General features: G+C 71.4%; 22 protein-coding genes and 1 pseudogene. 15 read left to right on the top strand and 8 right to left on the bottom strand.

Annotated elements, in window-relative coordinates; genetic code table 11:
* Positions 1 to 79 precede the first annotated feature (79 nt).
* Positions 80 to 709 carry a VOC family protein gene (locus tag FBZ33_RS17925; RefSeq protein WP_141909955.1) on the top strand — a complete coding sequence of 210 codons (630 nt, stop codon included), beginning with the start codon at positions 80 to 82 and terminating at the stop codon, positions 707 to 709.
* Positions 710 to 739: 30 nt separating this feature from the next.
* On the opposite strand, the gene FBZ33_RS17920 is transcribed toward FBZ33_RS17925, so the two are convergent.
* Positions 740 to 1348, bottom strand: coding sequence for a TetR/AcrR family transcriptional regulator (locus FBZ33_RS17920; RefSeq protein ID WP_141909954.1), 609 nt, complete (start codon positions 1346 to 1348; stop codon positions 740 to 742).
* A gap of 116 nt (positions 1349 to 1464) precedes the next feature.
* Here FBZ33_RS17920 and FBZ33_RS17915 point away from each other — a divergent pair, with 116 nt between their 5' ends.
* The gene (locus FBZ33_RS17915) at positions 1465 to 2475 is read left to right on the top strand and encodes an aldo/keto reductase (protein WP_141909953.1); all 1011 of its coding nucleotides are present in this window, start codon (positions 1465 to 1467) and stop codon (positions 2473 to 2475) included.
* A gap of 8 nt (positions 2476 to 2483) precedes the next feature.
* Here FBZ33_RS17915 and FBZ33_RS17910 read toward each other — a convergent pair whose 3' ends face one another.
* Both FBZ33_RS17910 and FBZ33_RS17905 read right to left on the bottom strand, forming a co-directional pair.
* Complete coding sequence (locus tag FBZ33_RS17910) at positions 2484 to 3311, bottom strand: GNAT family N-acetyltransferase (protein ID WP_141909952.1); 828 nt, start codon at positions 3309 to 3311, stop codon at positions 2484 to 2486.
* Positions 3311 to 4912, bottom strand: a complete 1602-nt coding sequence (locus FBZ33_RS17905; RefSeq protein WP_141909951.1) for a helix-turn-helix transcriptional regulator — start codon at positions 4910 to 4912, stop codon at positions 3311 to 3313. The genes FBZ33_RS17910 and FBZ33_RS17905 overlap by 1 nt, the downstream gene beginning before the upstream one ends.
* Before the next feature lie 199 nt (positions 4913 to 5111).
* On the opposite strand from FBZ33_RS17905, the gene FBZ33_RS17900 reads away from it, so the two are divergent.
* The 3 genes and pseudogenes from FBZ33_RS17900 (at position 5112) to FBZ33_RS33635 (ending at position 6613) form a co-directional block, all read left to right on the top strand.
* Complete coding sequence (locus FBZ33_RS17900; RefSeq protein ID WP_141909950.1) at positions 5112 to 5465, top strand: hypothetical protein; 354 nt, start codon at positions 5112 to 5114, stop codon at positions 5463 to 5465.
* A gap of 13 nt (positions 5466 to 5478) precedes the next feature.
* Positions 5479 to 6276, top strand: a pseudogene (locus FBZ33_RS17895) (cupin domain-containing protein); the annotation flags it as partial.
* Between the two features lie 67 nt (positions 6277 to 6343).
* Positions 6344 to 6613 (top strand): cupin domain-containing protein, encoded by a 270-nt coding sequence (locus tag FBZ33_RS33635; RefSeq protein WP_305069772.1) that lies wholly within the window; start codon positions 6344 to 6346, stop codon positions 6611 to 6613.
* A gap of 296 nt (positions 6614 to 6909) precedes the next feature.
* Here the strand turns inward: FBZ33_RS33635 and FBZ33_RS17890 are convergent, their stop codons facing one another.
* Entirely contained in the window at positions 6910 to 8769 is a 1860-nt protein-coding gene (locus FBZ33_RS17890; protein WP_141909949.1) for a copper resistance protein CopC, read from the bottom strand.
* A 92-nt stretch (positions 8770 to 8861) separates the two neighbouring features.
* On the opposite strand from FBZ33_RS17890, the gene FBZ33_RS17885 reads away from it, so the two are divergent.
* Entirely contained in the window at positions 8862 to 9362 is a 501-nt protein-coding gene (locus FBZ33_RS17885; RefSeq protein WP_141909948.1) for a signal peptidase II, read from the top strand.
* Here the strand turns inward: FBZ33_RS17885 and FBZ33_RS17880 are convergent.
* Genes FBZ33_RS17880 through FBZ33_RS17865 form a run of 4 tightly spaced genes read right to left on the bottom strand, consistent with a single transcriptional unit; the run spans position 9351 to position 12858 of the window.
* A complete protein-coding gene (locus FBZ33_RS17880) occupies positions 9351 to 9959 on the bottom strand; it encodes an LUD domain-containing protein (RefSeq protein WP_255508931.1) in 609 nt (202 codons plus the stop codon). The two genes, FBZ33_RS17885 and FBZ33_RS17880, sit on opposite strands and share 12 nt — an antisense overlap.
* Positions 9956 to 11401: a LutB/LldF family L-lactate oxidation iron-sulfur protein gene (locus FBZ33_RS17875; RefSeq protein ID WP_141909947.1), complete on the bottom strand. Its 1446-nt coding sequence runs from the start codon at positions 11399 to 11401 to the stop codon at positions 9956 to 9958. The genes FBZ33_RS17880 and FBZ33_RS17875 overlap by 4 nt, the downstream gene beginning before the upstream one ends.
* Entirely contained in the window at positions 11398 to 12108 is a 711-nt protein-coding gene (locus tag FBZ33_RS17870) for a (Fe-S)-binding protein (protein WP_088948842.1), read from the bottom strand. Before FBZ33_RS17870 ends, FBZ33_RS17875 begins: the two co-directional genes overlap by 4 nt.
* Before the next feature lie 30 nt (positions 12109 to 12138).
* On the bottom strand, positions 12139 to 12858 hold the full coding sequence (locus tag FBZ33_RS17865) for a GntR family transcriptional regulator (protein WP_141909946.1): 720 nt from the start codon (positions 12856 to 12858) through the stop codon (positions 12139 to 12141).
* A gap of 123 nt (positions 12859 to 12981) precedes the next feature.
* On the opposite strand from FBZ33_RS17865, the gene FBZ33_RS17860 reads away from it, so the two are divergent.
* From FBZ33_RS17860 to FBZ33_RS17820, 9 genes are read left to right on the top strand one after another with little or no spacing between them, the layout of a single operon-like run.
* On the top strand, positions 12982 to 14031 hold the full coding sequence (locus FBZ33_RS17860; protein ID WP_221629477.1) for a substrate-binding domain-containing protein: 1050 nt from the start codon (positions 12982 to 12984) through the stop codon (positions 14029 to 14031).
* Positions 14031 to 15119, top strand: a complete 1089-nt coding sequence (locus tag FBZ33_RS17855) for a mandelate racemase/muconate lactonizing enzyme family protein (RefSeq protein WP_141909945.1) — start codon at positions 14031 to 14033, stop codon at positions 15117 to 15119. The genes FBZ33_RS17860 and FBZ33_RS17855 overlap by 1 nt, the downstream gene beginning before the upstream one ends.
* A complete protein-coding gene (locus FBZ33_RS17850) occupies positions 15116 to 16189 on the top strand; it encodes an ABC transporter permease (protein ID WP_088948838.1) in 1074 nt (357 codons plus the stop codon). The genes FBZ33_RS17855 and FBZ33_RS17850 overlap by 4 nt, the downstream gene beginning before the upstream one ends.
* Positions 16186 to 17136, top strand: a complete 951-nt coding sequence (locus tag FBZ33_RS17845) for an ABC transporter permease (protein ID WP_141909944.1) — start codon at positions 16186 to 16188, stop codon at positions 17134 to 17136. Before FBZ33_RS17850 ends, FBZ33_RS17845 begins: the two co-directional genes overlap by 4 nt.
* The gene (locus tag FBZ33_RS17840) at positions 17133 to 18665 is read left to right on the top strand and encodes a sugar ABC transporter ATP-binding protein (protein ID WP_141909943.1); all 1533 of its coding nucleotides are present in this window, start codon (positions 17133 to 17135) and stop codon (positions 18663 to 18665) included. The genes FBZ33_RS17845 and FBZ33_RS17840 overlap by 4 nt, the downstream gene beginning before the upstream one ends.
* On the top strand, positions 18662 to 19639 hold the full coding sequence (locus FBZ33_RS17835) for an aldo/keto reductase (RefSeq protein WP_141909942.1): 978 nt from the start codon (positions 18662 to 18664) through the stop codon (positions 19637 to 19639). The genes FBZ33_RS17840 and FBZ33_RS17835 overlap by 4 nt, the downstream gene beginning before the upstream one ends.
* Positions 19636 to 20478 (top strand): amidohydrolase, encoded by an 843-nt coding sequence (locus FBZ33_RS17830; RefSeq protein WP_141909941.1) that lies wholly within the window; start codon positions 19636 to 19638, stop codon positions 20476 to 20478. Before FBZ33_RS17835 ends, FBZ33_RS17830 begins: the two co-directional genes overlap by 4 nt.
* Complete coding sequence (locus FBZ33_RS17825; protein ID WP_141909940.1) at positions 20475 to 21314, top strand: fumarylacetoacetate hydrolase family protein; 840 nt, start codon at positions 20475 to 20477, stop codon at positions 21312 to 21314. The genes FBZ33_RS17830 and FBZ33_RS17825 overlap by 4 nt, the downstream gene beginning before the upstream one ends.
* Complete coding sequence (locus tag FBZ33_RS17820) at positions 21314 to 22618, top strand: L-fuconate dehydratase (RefSeq protein WP_141909939.1); 1305 nt, start codon at positions 21314 to 21316, stop codon at positions 22616 to 22618. The genes FBZ33_RS17825 and FBZ33_RS17820 overlap by 1 nt, the downstream gene beginning before the upstream one ends.
* Positions 22619 to 22679: the final 61 nt, after the last annotated feature.

Here is a 22679-nt window from a genome sequence, read left to right as displayed (position 1 = left end):
AAGGTGTCGTCCGGCTGATGTCGGGAACGCGGCATCCCGCAGAGACGCAGGCGGTTCGTGGTGATCGGAAGGGGCAGCGATGAGCCCGAAGAGTGCTCAGGGCGACGCGAGCGGCATGTCGGGCGTCGAGGGCGTCGACATGAAGCTGGAGGTGATCGTCATCCCGGTGTCGGACGTCGACCGCGCGAAGGCGTTCTACGTACGCCTCGGGTGGCGCCTCGACCAGACGCCGCCGGGCATCGTCCAGCTGACGCCGCACGGTTCCGGGTGCTCCGTGCAGTTCGGCCCCGGGCTCACGCCGGCGGCGCCCGGCTCGGCCATGGCCTACCTGGTCGTGTCCGACATCGAGGCGACCCGCAACGCCCTGGTCTCCGCCGGCGTCGAGGTCGGCGGGGTCTTCCACGTCAGCCCGGCCGGCCCGGTCGACGGGCTGGACCCGGAGCGGCGCAGCTACGTCTCGCGCGCCACGTTCCGCGACCCGGACGGCAACACCTGGCTGATGCAGGAGATCACGAACAGGCTTCCGGGTCGGATCGAGAGTGGGCTGACGTCGTACGGCTCGGCGACCGACCTGGCGAGCGCGATGCGACGCGCGGCTGCCGCCCACGGCGAGCACGAGGAGCGCACCGGCCAGCGGGACGAGAACTGGCCCGACTGGTACGCGGCGTACATGGTCAGCGAGCAGTCGGGGGCCACGCCACCCGAGTGAGCCTCGCGACGCGAGGCGGCGGTCGGCCGGTCAGCGCAGCCCACGGATGAGGTTGTCGACCAGGGTGCGGGCGAAGTCCTCGGTGAGCGGCAGGTCGGGGACGAGGAGCCGGTGGTAGCAGGCGCCCCAGAGTTGGTCGACCACGGATTCGGGGTCGATGTCGGCGCGTAACTGACCCCGGGCCATGGCCCGAGTGAGGGCTTCCACGGCGAGGGCCCGGCGGGGGCCCGAGTAGCGCTGCCGATAGGCGTCGGCCAGCTCGGGGTCGGTCTGCGCCTGCGCGATGAGGTGGGCGATGACCCGCCCGGCGGGGGTGTCGCGCACGAGGTGGACAAAGGCGACGAGCTGGTTGGTCAGGTCGGCGACGATGTCGGCGGTGTCGGCGAAGGCCAAGGTGGGCGCGACGACGGTGAAGTAGCCGTCCAGAGCGAGTGCCCCCTTGGAGGGCCACCACTTGTAGATCGTCATCCGGCTGGCCCCGGCCTGGGCGGCGACCTTCTCGATGGTGAAGCCGGTCATGCCCTCGGCCAGCAGCAGATCACCGGCGGCCGTGAGGATCTCTGCGCGTACCTGGTCGGCGGGTCGGCGACCACGGCCACGCCGGGGTGGCGTGTTCGCATCCGGGGTGAGCTGGGCCACTGGTCCTCCGAGTTATATGGACAGAGTGTCTTCGTGCTGGTTATATGGACACAGCGTACACAACGGTGCCCCGGCAGCAGGACGCACCGCGACGACGACCGAAGGAGACGAGGATCATGACGGGTCTACGACGGCGACAGTTGGGTGCCTCCGGGCCGGAGGTGTCGATCATCGGCCTCGGTGCGATGGGCATGTCGGACCTGTACGGGCCGGCCGACGAGGCGGAGAGCATCGCGACCCTGCACGCGGCGATCGACGCCGGTGTGAACCTGGTCGACACCGCCGACTTCTACGGGTCAGGCCACAACGAGATGCTGATCGGCCGGGTGCTGCGGGAGCGCCGCCGGGAGGAGCTGGTGATCAGCGTGAAGTTCGGCGCGCGCCGGACACCGGACGGCGGGTTCCAGGCCGCGCCGTACGACGTGTCGGCGGCGGCGGTGAAGGACCGGCTGGCGTACTCGCTGCGCCGCTTGGGCACCGACCACATCGACATCTACCGGCCGTCGCGGCTGAACCCACAGGTGCCGGTCGAGGAGACCGTGGGCGCGCTGCTCGACATGCAGCAGGCCGGCTACATCCGGCACATCGGGCTCTCCGAGGTGAGCGCGGACAGCGTCCGGCGGGCCGCCGCCGTGGCACCGATCAGTGACGTCCAGATCGAGTACTCGCTGCTGTCGCGTGGCCCGGAGGCCACGATCCTGCCGGCGCTGCGCGAGCTGGGCATCGGCCTGACCGCCTACGGTGTGCTGTCCCGAGGTCTGCTCAGCGGGCACTGGTCGGCCGATCGTGAGCTGACCGGCACGGACTTCCGGGCGAACAGCCCACGGTTCCAGGGCGAGCACCTGGCCGCGAACCTGCGCCTCGTGGACGCGCTCGGCCGGGTCGCCCAGCGGCTGGGGGCGACCACGAGTCAGGTGGCGATCGCCTGGGTGGCCGCACAGGGTGAGCAGATCGTGCCGCTGGTCGGCGCGCGGCGGCGGGATCGGCTGGCCGAGTCGTTGGCCGCAGCCGACCTGACGCTGGATCAGGAGACGTTGGACGAGATCGAGCGTGCCGTGCCGGCCGGTGCCGCCTCCGGCCAGCGGTATGCGGCGCCGATGATGGACCTGCTCGACAGCGAGAAGTGACGGCCACGTCAGGGAGTTGACCGCCAGACCCAGTTGCGCCGCTCGTAGAGCGGCACCAGCCCGGCCCGGCGCATGTTGTTCAGCGACGGGTTCTGCGTACCGGGTGCGGGCTTCCCGGTCTCGACGAACAGCCATTGGCATCCGGCCTCGGCCGCGGCTCGGGCGCGGGCGGCGATCAGCGCCGACTGTGCACCGAGGCCGCGGTGACCGGGTGTCGTCGCGGCGGCGTTGAGCGACGCGGTCCCGTCGTGCAGGAACAGGTTGCCGCCCGCCACGAGCTCCGCGTCGTCCCACGCCGCGTACGGCCGCCAGGCCGGCTCGCCCACTGTCGCCGTCAGCATGTCGGTGAGCCCACCGGCCGGCATGCCGAAGCCGGAGAGCACGACGTTCGCCCAGCGCTGCGCCTCGGCCGTCGACACCGGGCCGACGCGCAGGCTGGTCGGGGCCGCAGCGACGTCACCGGGTCTGGCGGCCAGCTTGAACCAGGTGCTCCCCGCTTCGAGCCCGCGTGCCGCGGCGATCTCGTCGAAGCCTGCGGGCAGCACCGACGGGACAAGCTGGAGGACGGCCTGAGCGACGCCCTGCTCCCGGTAGAAGTCGAGGACGTCGTCCAGGGTCCGCGCGGTGAACGGCTCGGTGATGCCGAAGCCGAGCGCCTTGCTCCAGTACCCACCGGAGGGGTCGTTGCGCATGGCGAGGACGACACCGCCGCCGATGCGCGTGGTCGCGATCCCGAGATCGGTGTACGCGGGCTCGGGCGTCCGCGACTCGTAGGAGTACATGAATTCGCACTCCACGCCTTCGGCGAGCGGGGTCAGGTCGGATGGCTCGGTCATCAGCCGATTGTCGACCTGTACCGGTCCCAGGCTCGCACCAGCTGCATCCGGTTGTTGATGCCAAGCTTGTGGTAGATGGACCGGAGCTGGGTGTCCACCGTGTGGAACGAGACGAAGAGGTGCCCGGCCGCCTCCTTCTTGGTGGCACCGGCGGCGAGCATCTCGGCCACCCGCTCCTCGGCGGGCGTGAGCGCGTCGATACCCGTGCGCGGCGACTCATCGACCGACGACCGACGGCGTGGGGTGGCCGCGAGTTCGGCGCATCTCCGGTCGGCGGTCGCCTGGTCGCCCGGCGCGCCGATGCGGGCGTAGAGGGCAGCCGCCTCGTGCGCGGCGTCCCACGCCTCGGTCGGATGCAGCCGAGGGCTGTTGGCGAGGTCGAGCAACGCATCGGCCAGGGCCGGCCACGCGGTGGTGGTGCGCAGCCCGGCGATCGCCGACCGGAGTGCGTCGGGGTCGCGATCGAGCAGCCCTCTGGTCTGGTCCGCCAGTGCCTGCCACAGCCGGACCGGAGTCCGTGTGGCCACCAGTGCGACAAGTTCGGTGACCCGGCGGGCGGCCTGGTTGTCGCCAGCGGCCACCGCCACGCGGACCAGGCGGGGGCCGAACTGCGGCACCGGCAGGAGCGACCGCACCGACCGGTGCAGGTCGGCGACGATGCTGTCGAGGAGGCTCGACGGCTCGCTGAGGGCCGGATCGCGGACGGCGACGCAGAGGGCGGGAGTCCACACCGTACTGTCCGGCCACCGTCTACGAGTCAGGCAGGTACGCAGGATGGCGCGCGCCGCATGGTGATCGCCGCGGCGGTGGTGCACCTCCGCGATGACCGTGACCAGCAGGGCACGTGTCTCCTGACTGATGTCCACCGAGTCGGACCCGAGCCTGGTGGCCGCGAGGGCGGCAGCCTCGGGCAACTCGCCCACCGCGACCATGCGCAGGCAGTCCAGGGCGGTCAGGGTGCCGCTCAACGGCGTACCGGTCGAGGTGGTGTCGTCGAAGGCCCGACCGATCGCCGTCCGGGCATCCTGGTGCCGACCGAGACCGAGCTGCACCAGGATTCCTTCGGCTCGGACCGAGGTGACGTCCCGTCGGGCCGCCCTGGCGTCCGGGTCCATGGCCGTCAGGACGGCGTGTGCGCCGGGCAGGTCTCCGTGCGACAGCGCGCGGGCGGCCCGGCCGAGGGCGAGGTGGCGGGCGGATGACCGGTCGCCCGCTGCGGCGTGCGCGGTGCCCGCCTCGCGCAGCAGGGCATCGGCGTCCGGATGTCCGGTGCGGGCAGCGACGGTGGCGATGACGGCGAGCAGAGTGGCCCGGCTCGGGGCGTCCAGCCGTTGGTTCAGCGACTCCCGTAGGCCCGCGAGGGCGACCGACGGTGGCTCCAGCGCCGCGATCTGTGCCAGGCGACCGAGCAGCAGGGCGCGGTGTCGCTCACCGCGGCCGTTCGCGGCGATCTCCACCGCAAGGACGCGCAGGGCAGCCTGGCCGCGCCCGTCGAGCCGGAGCTGATCCGCCGCGGCGAACAGCCACCGTTGTCGTTGCTCGGCGTCGGCGGCGATGTCGTCAGCCGGGATGGCTCCGGCGTTGAAGGATGATTCGGACAATGGCGTTCTCCCCGGTGGTTACCCGGCGCGTCGTAATGCCGTCCTGCGACCGAGCCTAGCCATGGCGGCAGAGGCGGGCGACCAGATCGACGAACCGGCGCGATTGCGCCGAATGGCCCACGACGTCCCGGATTTGGCGTGCCGTAATGGCGCGATCACGTGATGCGACGGCGCCGCACCGGCCCCGATCATCGAAAGCATGGCTCACTCCACGTCGCCCCTCGATGGTTGGCTGCCGAGCAGCGCAACGAGTGGGCCCGACTGCTGTTCGACAGCCAACGATCGGGGCGAGCAGCCGGGGCGGACCGGGCTCCCGGGCGTGCACCGGCTCCGGGTCGTACTGCTGGCTCTCGTCGTGTTCGCCGGCACCGGGGCGGGTGGCCACGCTCCGCCGTGGACCCGTCTGGTGGTGGTGGCGACCGCGGTGGCGGTTCCCGCCGCGATCGCGCTCCAGTACGGATGGCCCGCGGTGCGCACCCTGCTGGGGCTGCCGTCCCGGCCACGCCTGCGAGGCGGATCCGTGTCCGCGCCAGGCCCGGCCCGGCCGGAGTGAGGAGACAGCGATCATGGCGAACAGCGATCCCCAGCCGCGACGCGGCGACCAGGGCGGCCCGCCCATCCCGGGCCGCAACATCGCACTCGAGCGGCAGAACCCCGACCTGGTGGTGCCGCCGACGACCGACAGTCGACTGGTGCCCAACCTGAAGTTCTCGTTCTCCCAGGCGCACACCCGGGTGGAGAAGGGTGGCTGGACCCGCGAGGTCACCGCCCGGGATCTGCCGATCGCCACCCAGTTGGCCGGCGTCCAATTCGGCCTGGAGCCGGGCGGATACCGCGAGATCCACTGGCACCAGCAGTCGGAGTGGGCCTACATGCTCAGCGGCAGTTGCCGGATCAGCGCGGTCGACCACGAGGGACGCAACTTCATCGAGGACGTGAAGGAGGGCGACCTGTGGTTCTTTCCGCAGGGTGTGCCGCACAACATCCAGGCGCTGGACGAGGGCGCCCAGTTCCTGCTCGTCTTCAACGACGGCGCGTTCTCGGAGAACAACACCTTCCTGCTCAGCGACTTCTTCGCCCACACGCCCCGGCACGTCCTAGCCAAGAACTTCGGCTGGACCATAGAAGAGATGGAGAACCTGCCCGAGCGGGAGAAGTACATCTTCCAGGGCGACGTGCCCCCGCCCCTGCAACAGGACCGGGTGGTCAGCCCCACCGGTGACATCCCGCGCAGCTTCAAACACCGGATGACCGCCCAGACCCCGCAACGCTTCCGCGGCGGGACGGTACGGGTCACCGACTCGACAAACTTCGCCGCGTCCGTGACCACCGCCGCCGCCCTCGTCGAGGTCGAGCCCGGGGGAATGCGCGAACTGCACTGGCATCCCACCACCGACGAGTGGCAGTACTACATCTCCGGCACCCGGTCGGATGGGCGTCTTCGCGGCCCAGGCCGCCGCCCGGACGTTCGACTTCCAGGCCGGCGACGTGGGCTACGTGCCGTTCGCGTACGGGCACTACATCGAGAACACCGGCGACGAACCGCTGGTGTTCCTGGAGATGTTCCGGCACCCGCGCTTCGAGGACATCTCGGTGATGCAGTGGATGGCCAACACGCCCCACGAGATCATCGCGGACACGATCAACGTGCAGAAGTCGATGGTCGATGCCTTGCCGACCACAAAGCAGACGGTGGTCTGACCACTGTGACTGGCCCTCGCGGATCAGTTCCTGACGCGTGCCGGAGAGGTGGGAGCCTCGGCGAGTAGTCGGCGTCGGACACCGCGCCGACGACGACGTCGATGACGAGGAAGACGGGCAGGGTGAGCCCGAACAGGGGAAGCGCCCAGCCGATCGCCACGATCACCGGTACGCCGATCAGCAGTGCCCACAGCGGCAGGCCGCGTACGCCGCCAGAGCTTCCGCCTGGCGGCGTCGGTGAGCCGATGATTGCTGCTGGCTGGATGGTCGGCCGCAGCAGGGAAAAAGTTCCGGTCTCAGGGCACGTTGATCGTGAACTCGGCGGTGTGCACCTTGCCGGCGACCTGGAAGTCGAAGAACGCCCGGTACCGGCCCGAACTCGGCGCGGTCAGCCAGAACTTGACCGACCCGTCGACCAGCTCCGGCTCGGGGTGGACGTGCACGTACCCGAGGTCGCCCTCGCGGACGACGACCAGGTGCCCGTACGCGCCCAGGTACGGCTCCAACTGCACCGGCGTGGTCGGGTCGGCGCTGACCTGGAAGTGCATCGGTGCCGTCACCCCCACCGTCGGGGTGCCGTTCATCGACACCGCGTACGGCCCGGCCGTCGTCTCGGCCTGCGCCGGCGGCAGCGCGGTCGGGGTGTGCGCGCCGGGCACGGTGTGGTCGACACCCAGCACGAGAGGGACCTGCGTGCCGTTGGTCGCGGTGACGGAGAAGTCCGCGTAGACGCGGTAGCCGCCGGGCCGGGGCAGCGTCACAGGGACGCTCCAGGTGCCGTCGGGCGCCATCGTCGGGTGCAGGTGCTGGTAGCCGGACAGGTCGCGGCCCACCACGATCAGGTGCAACGGCTTGTCGTGGACGACAGCGAAACGCGTCGCCGGCTGCCGGTCGGTCCCGACGATGCGGAACCGGTAGTCCGCGCGTACACCGGGGGGTTGGGACCGCTCCAGCGGTTGCAGGGTGTACCCACCGGCGCTGACCGTCGTCCCGGTCGCCAGCGTCTCACCCGTCGCGCCGTCACCGCGATGCGTGTGCGGCCCGGTGCCCGCCGGGTGTTGGTGTCCGTCGGTCGCGGACTCCGCCTGCCCCGGGGCGGGTGGAACGCCCGCGGCCTGTCGGGCGGTGCCGCCCGCCGGGCTCTCGTCGCCGGTCCCGATGCGAGCCAGCCCGAACCCGGCCAGCAGGGCGATCACCAGCCCACCGACCAGCAGCGCCAGGTGGGTGTTGCTCAGCCGGGACCCAGGTGTCACGGCGGCGAGGTCCGTGTCGGGCCGTGGGCCCGGGTCGACCTTGCCGGCGCTCGGCTTGGCACCGACGGTCTTGCCGGCGCCGGTCCTGGTCGTGGAACGGGCGCCGCCGCCGCGTCGACCGGAGGTCGCCGACGAGGTACGGCCCCGGCCGGTGGATTTTCCGGTGGAAGCCGATCGGCGACGCCAGACGACGAATCCGGCTGCCGCCCCGGCCGCCGCGACCGCCACCGCCCAACCGACCCAGGTCAGTGCTCCGGGGCCGCTCTCCTCGGCCGGTGGCGCCACCGTGACCGCGGCCGGCGAGGTCGACGGTTCGGCCGCGGCGGTCGGAACCGCTGAGGCCTGCCCGGATGATCCGTGCTGCTCGGTGGCGGCCACCAGCGCCGGGTCCGGCTGGGTCGACGGCGGGCTCCACCCCTGCGGCGCTGCCGTCACCCGCCCGTTGTAGCGGAAGGTCAACGTGCCCCGCACGGTGTCGCCGTCGGAGGCGACCGACAGGTAGCTCACCGAGTACTGGCCCTTGGCCGGCAGGTGGGAGACGGGCACCACCGCCGGGAACCCCGTCGTGTACTCCCGTGGCTCGAACTGCCCGTTGACCAGGAAGTACTCCCGCACCGGCTTGTCCAGCGGCTTCGGCTCCCCGTACGACCAGCCGTTGTCGACCCGGACGCCGCCCGGGGCGGTGATCGTGAAGAACGCGTTGGCGGCGGCCTTCTCGGTGAAGTAGAGCTGCACCGACGTCAACGGCTCGCTCACCGTGGCGCCGCTCGCCGGAGTGGACATGGCGAGAGTCCCGTGAGCTGCGGCGGGTTGGGCGGACGCGAGGAGGGCGACCGCCGAGGCGAGGAGGAGCGCAAGGAGGCCCGAGACCACCCGCCCGCAAGTCTGAGGGAGACGACGCATTTGAATATCCTCACCGCCGTGAGACTTTTTTCAAGAGGTGGCGATCTTTTTCCTCAGATGGCAAAACCAGGTCGAGCGGCTAGGGTTCCGGGATGTTCCGCGCCGTCGTGTTGATCGCTGCTGTGGTGCTCGCCGCGGATCAGCTCACCAAGTACTGGGCCGAGTCCGCGCTGTCCGACGGGCAGACCATCACCGTCGTCGGTGAGCTGCTGCAACTGCGACTCGTCTACAACCCGGGTGCCGCGTTCTCGATCGGCGCCGCGTACACCTGGATCTTCGCGGTGTTCGCGGCCGCGGCGGTGGTCGCGGTGACGGTCGTGGCGCGGCGGGTCATGTCGCGCGCCTGGGCGGTGGCGTTGGGGCTGGTGCTCGGCGGCGCGACGACCCACCTGCTGGACCGTCTTTTCCGCGAGCCGGGGTTCGCCCGGGGGCACGTGGTGGACTTCATCGACTACGCGGGGTTCTTCGTCGGCAACGTCGCCGACATCGCGCTGGTGGTCGGCGTGGGTGTCGTCATGGTGCTGAACCTGCGGGGCATCCCGCTGCGGGAGGAGACCCCGTCAGGCGACGAGCAGGTGGCGTCACGCTCCTGAGGTGCCGTCGACCAGCACGATCTCCAGCCGGCGCGGCCCGTGCACACCCTCGACCCGGTTGAGTTCGATGTCGCTGGTCGCGGAGGGGCCCGAGATCCAGGTCTGTGCCGCGCGCGGGTCCAGCCGGGTCAGCGCCTCCGGCAGCAGGCCGACGACCTGGTCGGCGCGCACGACACAGATGTGCCGGTCGGGCACCAGGGTGAGCGCTCGTCGCCCCTGCGCCGGGCCGGCGTCGAGGATGATGGTCCCCGTCTCGGCGACCGCCACGGCGCAGCCGGTCAGGACCGCGTCCATCGCGTCGAGGTCGGCCGGTGTCAGCGGGGGAGCGTCGCGGTGCACCTGCCCGGCGTAGCCGGTCAGCCAGCCGGCGGGGACGTCGACGGGCACGGCGAGCCGGTCCACCCCGGCCAGCAACCCGGGCAGAGAGCCGATGCCGTGATGGACGACCGCCCGGTAGTCCTCCAGCCGGTCGACGAGGATGGCGACCGGGTCGGGGCGGTCACCGACCCGGCGGTACCGGCGGGGCACCTCCACGGGCGGCGGGTCGTCGGCCAGGGCCGTGCGGAGCCGCGCCAGGATCTCGTCACGTGCGGTCACTGCTTTCCCCACCATTCTCGGAAGGTCTGCGCCGCGGGCAGCGGCAGGTCACGCGACCGGGTCCACGCGGAGACGGGCCAGGGCAGCCGGCGCAGTGTCCGAGCCCCGGTGCGCCGTTCGCGGTACGCCCCGAGAGGGCCCGCGCCGGTCCGGGCCAGACGCAGGGCGGCGGCCCAGCGCCGAGGGCTGCGCATCACCCACGACAGGACGCCCATGGTGGCGCGTTCGGCCAGTGGATGCGGTGCCTGCTGGCGGAGGTGGACCAGGATCTCCGGAATGTTGATCTTCACGGGACACACGTCGTAGCAGGCGCCGCAGAGGGTCGACGCGTACGGCAGGGACGCGTTGTCGGCCACGCCGGTCAACTGAGGTGACAGGATCGCCCCGATCGGCCCCGGATACACCGAGCCGTACGCGTGTCCGCCGGCCCGCTCGTACACCGGGCAGACGTTCAGGCAGGCGGAGCAGCGGATGCACGACAGTGCCGGCCGCCCGACCGGGTCGGCCAGCACCGCGGAGCGTCCATTGTCGACCAGCACCACGTGCACGTCCTGTGGCCCGTCACCGGGGGTGACGCCCGTCCACATCGAGGTGTACGGGTTCATCCGCTCACCGGTCGACGACCGCGGCAGCAGTTGCAGGAAGACCTCCAGGTCGGTGAAGGTCGGCAGCAGCTTCTCGACGCCCACGACGCTGATCAGCGTCTCCGGGAGGGTGAGGCACATCCGCCCGTTGCCCTCGGACTCCACGACCACCAACGTGCCGGTGTCGGCGATGGCGAAGTTGGCGCCGGACACGGCCACCCGGGCCGAGAGGAAACGTCGGCGCAGATGCGCGCGGGCCGCCTCGGCCAACGCGGACGGCTCGTCACTGAGGTCGGCCGGCACGTCGGGCATTCGACGCTGGAAGATCTCCCGGATCTGCGCCCGGTTGTAGTGGATCGCCGGCACCAGGATGTGCGAGGGCGTGTCGTCGCCGAGCTGCACGATCAGCTCGGCCAGGTCGGTCTCGTACGCAGCGATCCCGGCCGCCTCCAGGGCCTCGTTGAGCTCGATCTCCTGGGTCGCCATCGACTTGACCTTCACGACCTCGTCGGCCCCGGTGGCCCGGGTCAGCTCGACCACGATCCGGCAGGCCTCGGCCGCGTCCCGGGCCCAGTGCACTGTGGCGCCGGCAGCGGTGGCGGACGCCTCGAACTGCTCCAGCAGCTCCGGCAACCGGCGTTGGACGTCCGCCTTGATCGCGGCGCCGGTGTCGCGGAGGGCCTCCCAGTCGGGTACCTCGTCGACGACCCGGGCGCGTTTGTCCCGGATGGTGCGGGTGGCGCGGTGCAGGTTGGCGCGCAGTTGGGTGTCGGCGACGGCCGGTCTGGCCGCGGTCGGGAAGGGCAGTGGCGTGCGGATGCGTCCGCTGCCGGTGGCCGGTGCGACCGGACGGTTCATGAGGCGGCTCCCGTCGCGGCGAGGATCTCGGCGTAGTGCACGGCCCGCACGCCCGACCGGTGGCGGTCCAGGCCGCCCCCGATGTGCGCCAGGCAGGAGTTGTCGGCGGCGGCGAGCACCTGCGCGCCGGTCTCACCGACCCGGGCGCACTTGTCGGTGAGCATCGCTGTGGAGACGTCCGGGTTCTTCAGGGCGAACGTGCCGCCGAAACCGCAGCACTCCTCGGCGTCGGCCAGCTCGACCAGCCGGATGCCGCGAACCTGACGCAACAGTTGCAGCGGCCGGTCACCCAACCGCAGCATCCGCAGGCCGTGGCAGGTGGGGTGGTAGGTGACCGTCTCGGGGAACTCGGCGCCGACGTCGGTGACGCCGAGGACGTCGACGAGCAGCTCGGACAGCTCGTAGGTGCGGGCGGCCACCGACGCGGCGGGCGGGTGCAGGTGCGGGTACTGGTCGCGGATCATCGCGGTGCACGACCCGGACGGCACGACGACGGCGTCGTAGCCGTCGAAGACGTCGACGTAGTTGCGCACCATCGGCATCGCCTCGGCGCGGTAGCCCGTGTTGGCGTGCATCTGCCCGCAACAGGTCTGGCGGGTGGGGAAGTCGACGGTGTGGCCGAGCCGCCGCAGGATGCGGGTGACCGCGATGCCGGTGGCCGGGTAGGCGACGTCGTTGACGCAGGTGATGAAGAGGGCGATGCGCATGGCGACTCCTCACGTGTGTCGGGGGCGGGATCACACCGGGTCGCGCGGTGTTCCGGGGTCGGGGAGCTGGTCGAAGGCGGGCAGGTGGCGCTCCCGGGCGGCGGTCAGGTGGGCCCGCATCGCCTCGGCGGCAGCCTCGGAGTCACCCGCGGCGATGGCGGTGGCGATGCGTTGGTGTTCGGTGTTGGTGTCCGGGGCGCCGGTGACCGGAAAGTACAGCCGGTGAAGGTGCAGGTGCGAGTGCAGCCGCGTGACGCTGTCGCGCAGCAGGGGGCTGCCGGCGACCTCGGCGATCAGGTCGTGGAATCTCGCGTCCAGCGCGGTGAAGGCGGCGTGTCGGCGGTAACCGTCGCCGGCCTCCACGTCGATGCTCGCCGCGGCCTCAGCGGTGATCCGCTGTCGTTCCTCGGTGGAGGCGTGCGTGGCGGCCCGGCCGGCGGTGGCGCCCTCCAGCAGCAGGCGGACGTCGAACAGGTCGTCGAACTCGGCGCGGCTCAGCAGGGGCGTGGTGGTGTAGCCGGACAGGGGGCGCTTGCGGACCAGTCCGTCGGCTTCCAACCGGGCGAGTGCCTCGCGGACCGGTGTGGGGGAGACGTCCAGCTCACGGGCGAGGGCGTCTATGTTGACCCGCTCCCCAGGGGGAAGGATGTGGTCCATCACCAGGGTCTTTATCGACTCGTAGACGTCCTCGCTGAGGGTGAGCCGACGGGCGGGACGGAGTCGACCCTCGCGTGCTTCCTGCTGGGCCATCTCGTCTCCTAAGCAACCCCTTGACTGTGCTGGCGTGAGCGAGTACACACTAGCAAAGCAACATCCTATAGGAAATAGGTTCCCCCGCCGCCGTCTCACCACCACCGCCCCGAGGAGACGAACATGTCGCGCAGAATGCTGTCCCGGATCGGCTCGGGCCTCACCGTCCTGGCCCTCGCCACGACCACAGTGGCCTGCACCAAGAAGAGCGACACCACCGACACCGAAGCCGGCGGCCGGGAACCAGCCCAGGTCAAGGTCGCGCTGGTGCCCGGCGGTTCGCACCCGTACTTCCAGCCCTGGAAGGACGCCGGAGCCGCCGCGAAATCGGAGCTCTCGCTCGGCGACGTCACCTTCAACGAGACGGCCGGCTGGGACCAGACCAAACAGAACGACGTGCTCAAGTCCCTGGCCGCACAGGGCTACAACGCCTTCGGCGTCTTCGGCGTCTCGCCGGACAACATCAACTCCACCTTCGAGGACCTCAAGCGGCAGGGCTTCGCCGTCGGCTCCCTGGCGTCGTGCCCCGCCGGGGCCAACAAGGCCGATTTCTGCCTCTCCACCGACGTCGAGGTCGCCGCGTACAAGGGCGCCAAGGCCGCCATCGACGCCATGGGTGGCCAGGGCAACCTGGTGCACCTGACCGGCAACAAGGTCGACTCCAACACCCAGCGCCGGATCAAGGGCGTGGAGAAGGCGGTCGCCGAGACCGGCGGCAAGGTGGTGCTCGTCCAGAGCGTCACCGACATCGACAAGGACCTCCAGAGCGCCCAGAAGGCGGTGGCCGACCTGCTCGCCGCCAAGGGCCACCAGATCCAGGCGATCGTGAACACCGCCTACAACCCGGCGGTCGCCTCCGCCGAGGGCGTACGCCAGTCGAAGCTGCCCATCAAGGTGATCGCCATCGACGACGACCCGGCGGTCCTCGACGGGCTGCGGGGCGGATCGGTGGCAGCCACCGTCCTGCAAAACCCGGTCGGCCAGGCCCGGGTCGGCTCGTACGCGCTGATGAAGCTCAGCGGCGGCTGCACGATCTCCGAGCCCGGCGTGACGATCGACTCCGGTTCGTTCGTGGTGACCAGGGACAAGCTGGACGGCTACGAGGCCGACCGCACCGCGACCACCGAGGCACTGCGGAAGAAGTTCGACGGCGACCTGCTCAAGTGCAACTGATGTCGAAGATCACGAAGGCCGAGGCGTACCTCGTCGACATCCCCGTCGAGACCGTCCGCACCGACGCGGTGCAGTCGTTCCTCAAGCAGGAGACGGTCTTCGTCGAGGTACGGACGGCCGACGGCGGGCACGGCACGGGCTACTCGTACACGATCGGGACCGGCGGCACCGCGGTGCTCGCGCTGCTGCGCGACTACCTGCTGCCACACCTGGTCGGCCGCGACGCCGCGCGGGTGGAGGCGATCTGGCGTGACCTGCACGCCGCCACCCGGGCCACCACCGTCGGCGCCGTCACCTCGCTGGCGCTCGCCGCGGTCGACACCGCGCTGTGGGATCTGCGCGCCCGAGCCGCCGGCCTGCCCCTGTGGGTGCTCGCCGGCGGCGCCAAGGACCGCATCCCGTTGTACGACACGGAGGGCGGCTGGCTGCACCTCACCGAGGACGAGCTGGTCGCCGGTGCGAAGATCTCCCAGGCGGCCGGCTGGCCCGGCGTCAAGCTCAAGGTGGGCAAGCCGAATCCGGCCGAGGACGCGGCGCGGATCGGCGCGGTCCGGGCGGCCCTGGGCGACCACTTCGATGTGATGGTCGACGCCAACCAGTCCCTGACCGCAGCGGAGGCGATCCGCCGGGCCCGGCTGCTCGAACCGCACCAGGTCGCCTGGTTCGAGGAGCCGCTGCCGGCCGACGACGTCGCCGGGCACGAGCTGCTCGCCCGCGCGACCAGCATCCCCGTCGCGGTGGGGGAGTCGCTGTATTCCATCGGCCAGTTCGCCGAGTACCTGCGCCGCCAGGCCGCCGGCATCGTCCAGGTCGACGTCGCGCGGATCGGTGGCATCACACCGTGGCTCAAGGTCGCGCACCTCGCCGAGGCGTGCAACGTGGTGGTCTGCCCGCACTTCCTCATGGAGCTGCACGTGAGCCTCTGCGCGGCCGTGCCCAACAGCCGCTACGTCGAGCACATCCCGCAACTGCGCGCGATCACCCGGACCGAGGTCGCGATCGTCGACGGCCACGCCCTCGCCCCAGGCGAGGCCGGCCTCGGCATCGACTGGGACCGCGACGCGATCGAGGACCGGAGGGTGGCGTGAAGACCGAAACCGCGCCGGAGGCGCCGGCGGCGCCTCCGGCCGCCGAGGCCCGGCCTCCCACCCGGGTCCTGCCGGTCTGGGCGAACCCCCGACTCGGCCTGCTCATCGTCATCGCCGCGCTGGTCGTGCTCTTCTCGTCGCTGACCCCCGCGTTCCTCGACCCCCGGCTCACCCTCGCGCCGCTACAGGCCGACATCAGCGTGTACGTCGTGGTCGGTCTCGCCCAGCTCGCCGTGCTCTCGCTCGGGCACATGAACATGGCGGTCGGCCGGATGGCCGCGCTGTCCACCTTCGCGATGGGCCTCGTCTACGACCGGCTCGGCGTACCCCTGCTGGTCGGGCTGCTGGTGGGCCTCGCCGTCGGGGCGGGCATCGGCGCGCTCGCCGGCCTGCTCATCGCCAAGACCGGCGTCAACTCCTTCGTGGTGACCCTCGCGCTCGACTTCGGGCTGCTGGGCCTGGTCACCATTCTCTACACGTGGGCCACCGGCGGGGTGTCGTTCGCGGTGCAGCCCAGCGGGCTGTCCGCCCTGCGCTTCGACACCTTCGCCGACTACTGCATGGGGGACGTCTGCGGACCCCGGATCCCGCTGGTCGTGCCGATCGCGGTCGCGGCGGCGCTCGGCGTCGGGCTGCTGTTCCGGCATGCCCGGCTGGGCCGGGAGATCCTGATGACGGGCTCCAACACGGTCGCCGCCGAGCTGTCCGGCATCCCCACACACCGTCGGATCGTCGCCGCACACGCGGTGAGCGGGCTGCTCGCCGCACTGGCCGGGTTCCTGCTGGCCGCCAACAACGGGGCCTTCTCCGCCAACATCGGGGAGTCGTTCCTGCTGCCGTCGTTCCTGGCCCCGGTGCTCGGCGGCACACTGCTCGCCGGTGGCGCGGTCAGCGTGCTCGGCACCGCACTCGGCGCGACCCTCACCCAGGTCATCTACAAGGGCCTCAACCTGCTCCAGTTCTCCCTGGAGGAGCTGAAGCTCTACATCGGACTGGTCCTGCTCGCGGCGCTGTCGCTGGACCGGCTGCGAGCCGTGATCGCCGAACGAAGGGCGGTGTCGACATCATGAGGAGCCTGGTCCGGACCAACGAGTTCACCCTCGCAGTGATCGCCGCCCTCGGGTTCGCGGCGCTCGCGGTCGCCACCGACTTCAACCTGCTCACCGCCGGCACGTTGGACGCGTTCCTGCGCTTCCTCGCCCTGCCGATCGTCATCGGTCTGGCCCAGATGGTGGTGCTCGCCGTCGGTCAGATGAACCTCTCGGTGGGCGTGCTCACCGGGTTCTGCGCGGTGGCCTCGGGCTGGCTGATGATCGACGCTGGTCTGCCGGCCCCGGTCGCGGTGCTCGCCGCGCTGGCCCTCGGCGCCACCGTCGGCCTGGTCAACGGCCTGTTGGTGATCTTCACCCGGATCAACGGGTTCATCGTCACCCTCGCCACCATGACGATCCTCGAGGGGCTGCGGTACGGGGTGAACGGCACCGGCACCTACCAGGGCTACTCGCCCGGGCTGCGGGAGTTCGGGCAGGCGTCCCTGGCGGGGGTGCCAGTGGTGTTCCTGCTGGCGGTCGCCATCGCGGTCGCGGTCGCGCTCTTCTTCCGTCGTACCGTGCCGGGGCGGCACCTGCTCGCCTCCGGCGGCAACCCGTTCGCGGCCCGGTTGTCGGGCATCTCCAACGACCGGGCGCTGGTGCTGGCCCACACCCTGTCCGGGCTGCTGGCCGGGTTCGCCGCCGTGATCGTGGTGGCCGCCTTCGGCTCGGTGAACGCCTCGATCGGCGACGACCTGCTGCTGCCCAGCTTCGCCGCGCCGATCATCGGCGGAGTGGCCCTGGCCGGCGGCATGATCAGCGTGACCGGCACGGTCCTCGCGGCCTTCCTGGTAAGGCTGGTCGACGTGAGCCAGTCGCAGTTCGACATCAACCGGCGGTGGGTCGACCTCATCATCGGCGCGGTCGTCCTGGGCGCGGTGCTGCTCGGTCAGTTCCGCGACAAGCTCTCCGGAGGCCAGCGATGAGCATCGTGCTGTCCGCGGAGAACCTGGTCAAGACGTTCCCCGGGGTGCGTGCCCTGGACGAGGCGACGCTGACCCTGACCGCCGGCAGCGTGCACGCGTTGCTCGGCGAGAACGGCGCCGGCAAGAGCACCCTGATCAAGATCCTCACCGGGGTGTACCGGCCGGACGGTGGGCTCCTGCGGCTGCCCGGGCCGGACGGCGAGCTGCGTACGGTGCAGCTCGGCAACCCGCAGGACGCCCAGCGGGCCGGCATCGGTGTGGTGCACCAGGAGCGGAACCTCATCCCGGCGTTCACCGTCGCGGAGAACATCTGCCTGCAACACCTGCCCCGGCGCGCCGGCCTGCTCGACCGGGCGGCGCTGCGCGTCGAGGCACGTCGGTGCCTCGACCTGCTCGACCTCGACCTGGACCCCGACCTGCCGGTGTCGCGGCTCTCGGTGGCCCAGATGCAGTTGGTGGAGATCGCCAAGGCGTTGTCGGCCGACTCGACGGTGCTGCTGCTCGACGAACCGACCGCCTCGCTGACCAACGACGAGGCCGACCGGCTCTACGGGATCGTGCGGCGACTGTCCGAGCGGGGTCACGCCACCGTGCTGGTCAGCCACAAGCTGGAGGAGGTCTTCGCGGTCGCCGACACGGTGACCGTGCTGCGCGACGGGCGCAGCGTCGCCGAGGCCGAGCCCCTCGCCGACCACACCCGCGAGCAGATCGTCGACCTGATGGTCGGCCGGGCGTACCAGCAGGTGCACCTCGCCGAGCGCACCGTCGACGCGGACACCGAACCGGCCCTGGCTCTGGATCACGTCGCGACCACCGCCGGCCACCACGACGTCAGTCTCGTCGTACGCCCCGGCGAGATCGTCGGCCTGTACGGGCTGGTCGGTGCCGGCCGCAGCGAGCTGGCCAAGGCGCTCCTCGGCCTCGACCGGATCACCGCCGGTGAGGTGCGGGTGCACGGGTGCCCGGCCCGGATCCGGGACGTGGGCGACGCCCTGCACCGGCACCGGATCGGATACGTCACCGAGAACCGCAAGGAGGAGGGCCTCTTCCTCGACCAGACCGTCGCCCACAACACGGCGGTGACGGTGTGGCGCAAGCTGGCCCGGCTCGGCCTGGTCCGGGACCGGGCGGAGCGGTCCCTGGTCGACGAGTACGCGGACCGGCTGGGCATCCGCCTCGCCTCGCCCGACCAGCACGCCGGCCAGCTCTCCGGCGGCAACCAGCAGAAGGTCAGCCTCGCCAAGTGGTTGGCCGCCGACTGCGACGTGCTCATCATCGACGAACCCACAGTGGGAATCGACGTCCGCACCAAGGCGGCCTTCCACGAGTTGATCGCCGGTCTCGCCGCGCGGGGGATGGCGATCCTGCTGATCTCGTCGGACCTGCCGGAAATGGTGACCCTCGCCGACCGGATCGCGGTGATGCGGGAGTTCGCCATCGTCGGGGAGTTGGACAACGACCACGACTATGACCGGATGAGCCAGTCGGTGATCCGCTTCATCCACGACGGGCAGGGGGTGGTGGCGTGAGGGCCACGGACCAGGTGACAGTGGGGCGTACGGACGTGGCGGTGACCCGGCTCGGTCTGGGGCTCGCCCCGATCGGCGGCCTCTTCACCGCCGTCGGCGACGAGGTCGCCCACGCCACCGTCGAGGCGGCCTGGGACCTCGGGCTGCGCTACTTCGACACCGCCCCGCTCTACGGCTGCGGCCTCTCCGAACGGCGGGCCGGGGCGGTCCTCGCCGGCAAGCCGCGCGGCGAGTTCGCCCTCTCCACCAAGGTGGGTCGGCTGCTCGTCCCCGGCGGTGGCGACGGGCAGGGGTTCTGGGCCGAGTCGACCGACCTGTCGCCGCGGTTCGACTTCTCCGCCGCCGGGGTGCGCCGCTCGCACGCGGAGAGCCTGGCCCGGTTGGGGCTGGACCGGGTCGACATCGCGCACATCCACGACCCGGACGACCACCTCGCCGAGGCGGCGGCGGAGGCGTACCCGGAGCTGGCGCGGCTGCGCGAGGCCGGTGAGATCGGCGCGGTCGGCGCCGGGATGAACCAGGCCCCGGCGCTGGTCGAGCTGGCCCACGCCGGCGACTTCGACTGCTTCATGCTCGCCGGCCGGTACACGCTGCTCGACCAGTCCGGCCTCGACGAGCTGCTGCCGCTGTGCCGGCAGAAGGGGATCTCGGTCCTCGCCGCCGGGGTCTACAACTCGGGCCTGCTGGCCGACCCGCGGCCGGGTGCCCACTACGACTACCGGCCGGCCGACGCGGGGCTGCTGCGCCGAGCCACGGCGATCCGGTCGGTGTGCGAGCGGCACGGCGTGCCGCTGCGTGCCGCGGCGATCCAGTTCCCGCTCGGCCATCCGGCGGTCGCGAGCGTGGTGATCGGCGCCCAGGACCCGGAGCAGATCGCCGACAACGTGGCGATGTTCGAGTGGGACGTTCCGGACGCGCTGTGGGCGGACCTGAAGGCCGAGGGTCTGCTGCCGGGGGAGGTGCCAACGCCATGATCATCGACGCCCACCATCACCTGTGGACCGCCGACTGTCCCTGGCTCGCCGCACCGGGCCTGGAATCGATCCGGCGCGACTACACCATCGCCGACCTCGTACCCCGGCTCGACGCGGCCGGTGTGACGGCGACGGTGCTGGTCGAGGCCGGCCGCTGCGACGCCGCCGAGACCGCCGAGTTCCTCGCCCTCGCCGCCGCCACCCCCCGGATCGCCGGCGTGGTCGGCTGGGCGTCGCTCACCGACCCGGCTCTGCCCGCCACCCTCGCCGGCTACCGGGGCCTGCCCGGCGCGACGAAGCTGGTCGGCATCCGCGACCAGGTGCAGGCGGTCGCCGACCCAGGGCACCTCGCCCGTCCCGACGTGCGTGCCGCCCTCGCGGCGATCGGGGCCGCTGGGCTGACCTTCGACCTGGTCGTGCACCTCGGGCAGTTGCCCGCCTGCGCCGAGGCGGCCCGGGCCACTCCCGGTGTCACCTTCGTCCTCGACCATCTGGGCAAACCGCGGATCGACGCGGATGGTCTCGCCGGGTGGCGCGCCGCGGTGCGCGACCTGGCCGCCTGCGACAACGTCGTCGCGAAGCTCTCCGGCCTGCTCACCGAGGCCGGCACCGGGTGGCGGGTGGCCGACATCCGACCGTACGTCGACACCGCGCTGGAGCTGTTCGGCCCGCAACGCCTGATGGCCGGCTCCGACTGGCCCGTCTGCGACCTCGTCGCCTCGTACGCCGAGGCGTGGACGGCGCTCGACGCCTGCCTGGCTGAGTTGTCGACCGACGAGCGGACCGCCGTGCTGGCGGGCACCGCGACTCGTACCTATGCACTGGAGGTTGGTTCGTGAAATTCATGCGCGTCGGGCCCGTGGGGCGGGAGCGCCCCGTGCTGTACGTCGACGGACGGCACTTCGACCTCTCGTCGCTCACCGCCGACGTCGACGGGGAGTTCCTCGCTGGCGACGGCGTCCAGCGGGCACGGGAGGCCACCGACCTGCCCGAGGTCGACATCACCGGGCAGCGGGTCGGCGCGCCGGTCGCCCGCCCCGGGGTGGTCCTCTGCGTGGGGCAGAACTACGCCGCGCACGCCGCCGAGTCGGGCGCCGAGCCCCCGACCGCTCCGATCATCTTCTACAAGGCGCCCAACACCGTCGTCGGCCCCCACGACGACGTCCTGATCCCGCGTGGCTCGACGAAGACCGACTGGGAGGTGGAACTGGCGGTCGTGATCGGCCGCCGGGCCCGCTACCTCGCCTCGCCGGCCGACGCCCTCGGGCACATCGCCGGGTACGCGCTGTCCAACGACGTCTCCGAGCGCGACTTCCAGCTCGCCGTCTCCGGAGGCCAGTGGTCGAAGGGCAAGTCCTGTGAGACGTTCCAGCCGCTCGGCCCGTGGCTGGTCACCGCCGACGAGATCGAGGACCCGCAGGCGCTGCGGCTGCGTTCCTGGGTCAACGGCGAGCCCCGACAGGACTCCAGCACCAAGGACATGATCTTCGACGTGGCGTACCTGGTCTGGCACCTGTCGCAGTACACCGTCCTGGACCCAGGCGACGTCATCAACACCGGCACCCCGCAGGGGGTGGCGCTCTCCGGCCGGTTCCCGTACCTGGCCGCGGGCGACGTGATGGAGGTCGAGATCGACGGTCTCGGCCGGCAGCGCAGCACGCTCGGGAGGGCCTGATGGCGGTGATCACCTCCGTCGACACGTACGACGTGCGGTTCCCGACCTCGCGTGACCTGGACGGTTCCGACGCGATGAATCCGGACCCCGACTACTCGGCCGCGTACCTGGTGCTGAGCACCGACGACGGGCCGGACGGACACGGCTTCACCTTCACCATCGGGAGGGGCAACGAGGTCTGCCGGGCGGCGATCGAGGCGCTGGTGCCGTACGTGGTCGGGCTCGACCCGGACACCGTCGACCTCGGCGCGTTCGCCCGTTCGCTCACCCAGGACTCGCAGTTGCGCTGGCTCGGCCCGGAGAAGGGGGTGATGCACCTGGCGACGGCGGCGGTGATCAACGCGATGTGGGACCTGGTCGCCAAGAGGGCGGGCAAACCGGTCTGGCGATACCTGGCCGACCTGAGCCCCGAGCAGATCGTCGACCTGGTCGACTGGCGGTACCTCAGCGACGCGTTGACTCCCGACGAGGCGCTGGAGATCCTGCGGGCGGCGCAGCCGGGTCGGGCCGAGCGGATCGTCCGGCTCACCGAGCGGGGATATCCCGCGTACACGACGTCGCCCGGCTGGCTCGGCTACCCGGACGAGAAGGTGATCCGGCTGGCCAAGCAGGCGGTGGCCGACGGGTTCACCCAGATCAAGCTGAAGGTGGGCGCGGACGCCGCCGACGACGTGCGCCGCCTCCGGATCGCCCGCGAAACGGTCGGCCCGGACATTCGGATCGCCGTCGACGCCAACCAACGCTGGGACGTCGCCGAGGCGGTCACCCGGATGCGGGAGCTGGCGCCGTACGACCCGTGGTGGATCGAGGAGCCGACCAGCCCCGACGACGTGCTCGCCCACGCGGCGATCCGGTCGGCGCTGTCGGCCAGCGCACCCGGTGGCGGGCCGATCCGGGTCGCGACCGGCGAGCACGTGGCGAACCGGGTGGTGTTCAAGCAGCTGTTGCAGGCCGGCGCCGTCGACGTCGTGCAGATCGACGCGTGCCGGGTGGGTGGCGTCAACGAGAACGTCGCCATCCTGTTGCTGGCCGCGAAGTACGGGGTGCCGGTGTGCCCACACGCCGGGGGCGTCGGCCTCTGTGAGCTGGTCCAGCACCTGTCCATGTTCGACTTCGTGGCCGTGTCCGCCTCCACCCGTGACCGGGTCGTCGAGTACGTCGACCACCTGCACGAGCACTTCGTCGACCCGGTGGTGATCTCCGACGGGCACTACGTGGTGCCGACCGTCCCTGGGTTCTCCGCCGCGATGCGCCCGGAGAGCCTCGCCAGGTACGCGTACCCCGACGGGCCGGCATGGGTCTGACGAGCCTCGACCTGCTCGACCGCACGGCCTTCCTGACGGCGGTGCGTCAACCTGGAGGACT

Origin of the sequence: Micromonospora sp. A202 (genome assembly GCF_006715105.1) — a bacterium.
In the GTDB taxonomy this organism is placed as follows: domain Bacteria; phylum Actinomycetota; class Actinomycetes; order Mycobacteriales; family Micromonosporaceae; genus Micromonospora; species Micromonospora zamorensis.
Note: the sequence above shows the minus strand (reverse complement) of the source record. Positions and strands in the feature narration are given on the sequence as shown.

What these genes read in the sequence shown, in the direction of transcription:
- FBZ33_RS17890 (WP_141909949.1), bottom strand. Translation starts at nt 8,769, where the DNA reads ATGCGTCGTCTCCCTCAGACTTGCGGGCGGGTGGTCTCGGGCCTCCTT.
- FBZ33_RS17925 (WP_141909955.1), top strand. Translation starts at nt 80, where the DNA reads ATGAGCCCGAAGAGTGCTCAGGGCGACGCGAGCGGCATGTCGGGCGTC.
- FBZ33_RS17915 (WP_141909953.1), top strand. Translation starts at nt 1,465, where the DNA reads ATGACGGGTCTACGACGGCGACAGTTGGGTGCCTCCGGGCCGGAGGTG.
- FBZ33_RS17865 (WP_141909946.1), bottom strand. Translation starts at nt 12,858, where the DNA reads ATGGCCCAGCAGGAAGCACGCGAGGGTCGACTCCGTCCCGCCCGTCGG.
- FBZ33_RS17845 (WP_141909944.1), top strand. Translation starts at nt 16,186, where the DNA reads ATGAGGAGCCTGGTCCGGACCAACGAGTTCACCCTCGCAGTGATCGCC.
- FBZ33_RS17840 (WP_141909943.1), top strand. Translation starts at nt 17,133, where the DNA reads ATGAGCATCGTGCTGTCCGCGGAGAACCTGGTCAAGACGTTCCCCGGG.
- FBZ33_RS17910 (WP_141909952.1), bottom strand. Translation starts at nt 3,311, where the DNA reads ATGACCGAGCCATCCGACCTGACCCCGCTCGCCGAAGGCGTGGAGTGC.
- FBZ33_RS33635 (WP_305069772.1), top strand. Translation starts at nt 6,344, where the DNA reads ATGGGCGTCTTCGCGGCCCAGGCCGCCGCCCGGACGTTCGACTTCCAG.
- FBZ33_RS17900 (WP_141909950.1), top strand. Translation starts at nt 5,112, where the DNA reads ATGGCTCACTCCACGTCGCCCCTCGATGGTTGGCTGCCGAGCAGCGCA.
- FBZ33_RS17830 (WP_141909941.1), top strand. Translation starts at nt 19,636, where the DNA reads ATGATCATCGACGCCCACCATCACCTGTGGACCGCCGACTGTCCCTGG.
- FBZ33_RS17855 (WP_141909945.1), top strand. Translation starts at nt 14,031, where the DNA reads ATGTCGAAGATCACGAAGGCCGAGGCGTACCTCGTCGACATCCCCGTC.
- FBZ33_RS17860 (WP_221629477.1), top strand. Translation starts at nt 12,982, where the DNA reads ATGTCGCGCAGAATGCTGTCCCGGATCGGCTCGGGCCTCACCGTCCTG.
- FBZ33_RS17870 (WP_088948842.1), bottom strand. Translation starts at nt 12,108, where the DNA reads ATGCGCATCGCCCTCTTCATCACCTGCGTCAACGACGTCGCCTACCCG.
- FBZ33_RS17875 (WP_141909947.1), bottom strand. Translation starts at nt 11,401, where the DNA reads ATGAACCGTCCGGTCGCACCGGCCACCGGCAGCGGACGCATCCGCACG.
- FBZ33_RS17820 (WP_141909939.1), top strand. Translation starts at nt 21,314, where the DNA reads ATGGCGGTGATCACCTCCGTCGACACGTACGACGTGCGGTTCCCGACC.
- FBZ33_RS17885 (WP_141909948.1), top strand. Translation starts at nt 8,862, where the DNA reads ATGTTCCGCGCCGTCGTGTTGATCGCTGCTGTGGTGCTCGCCGCGGAT.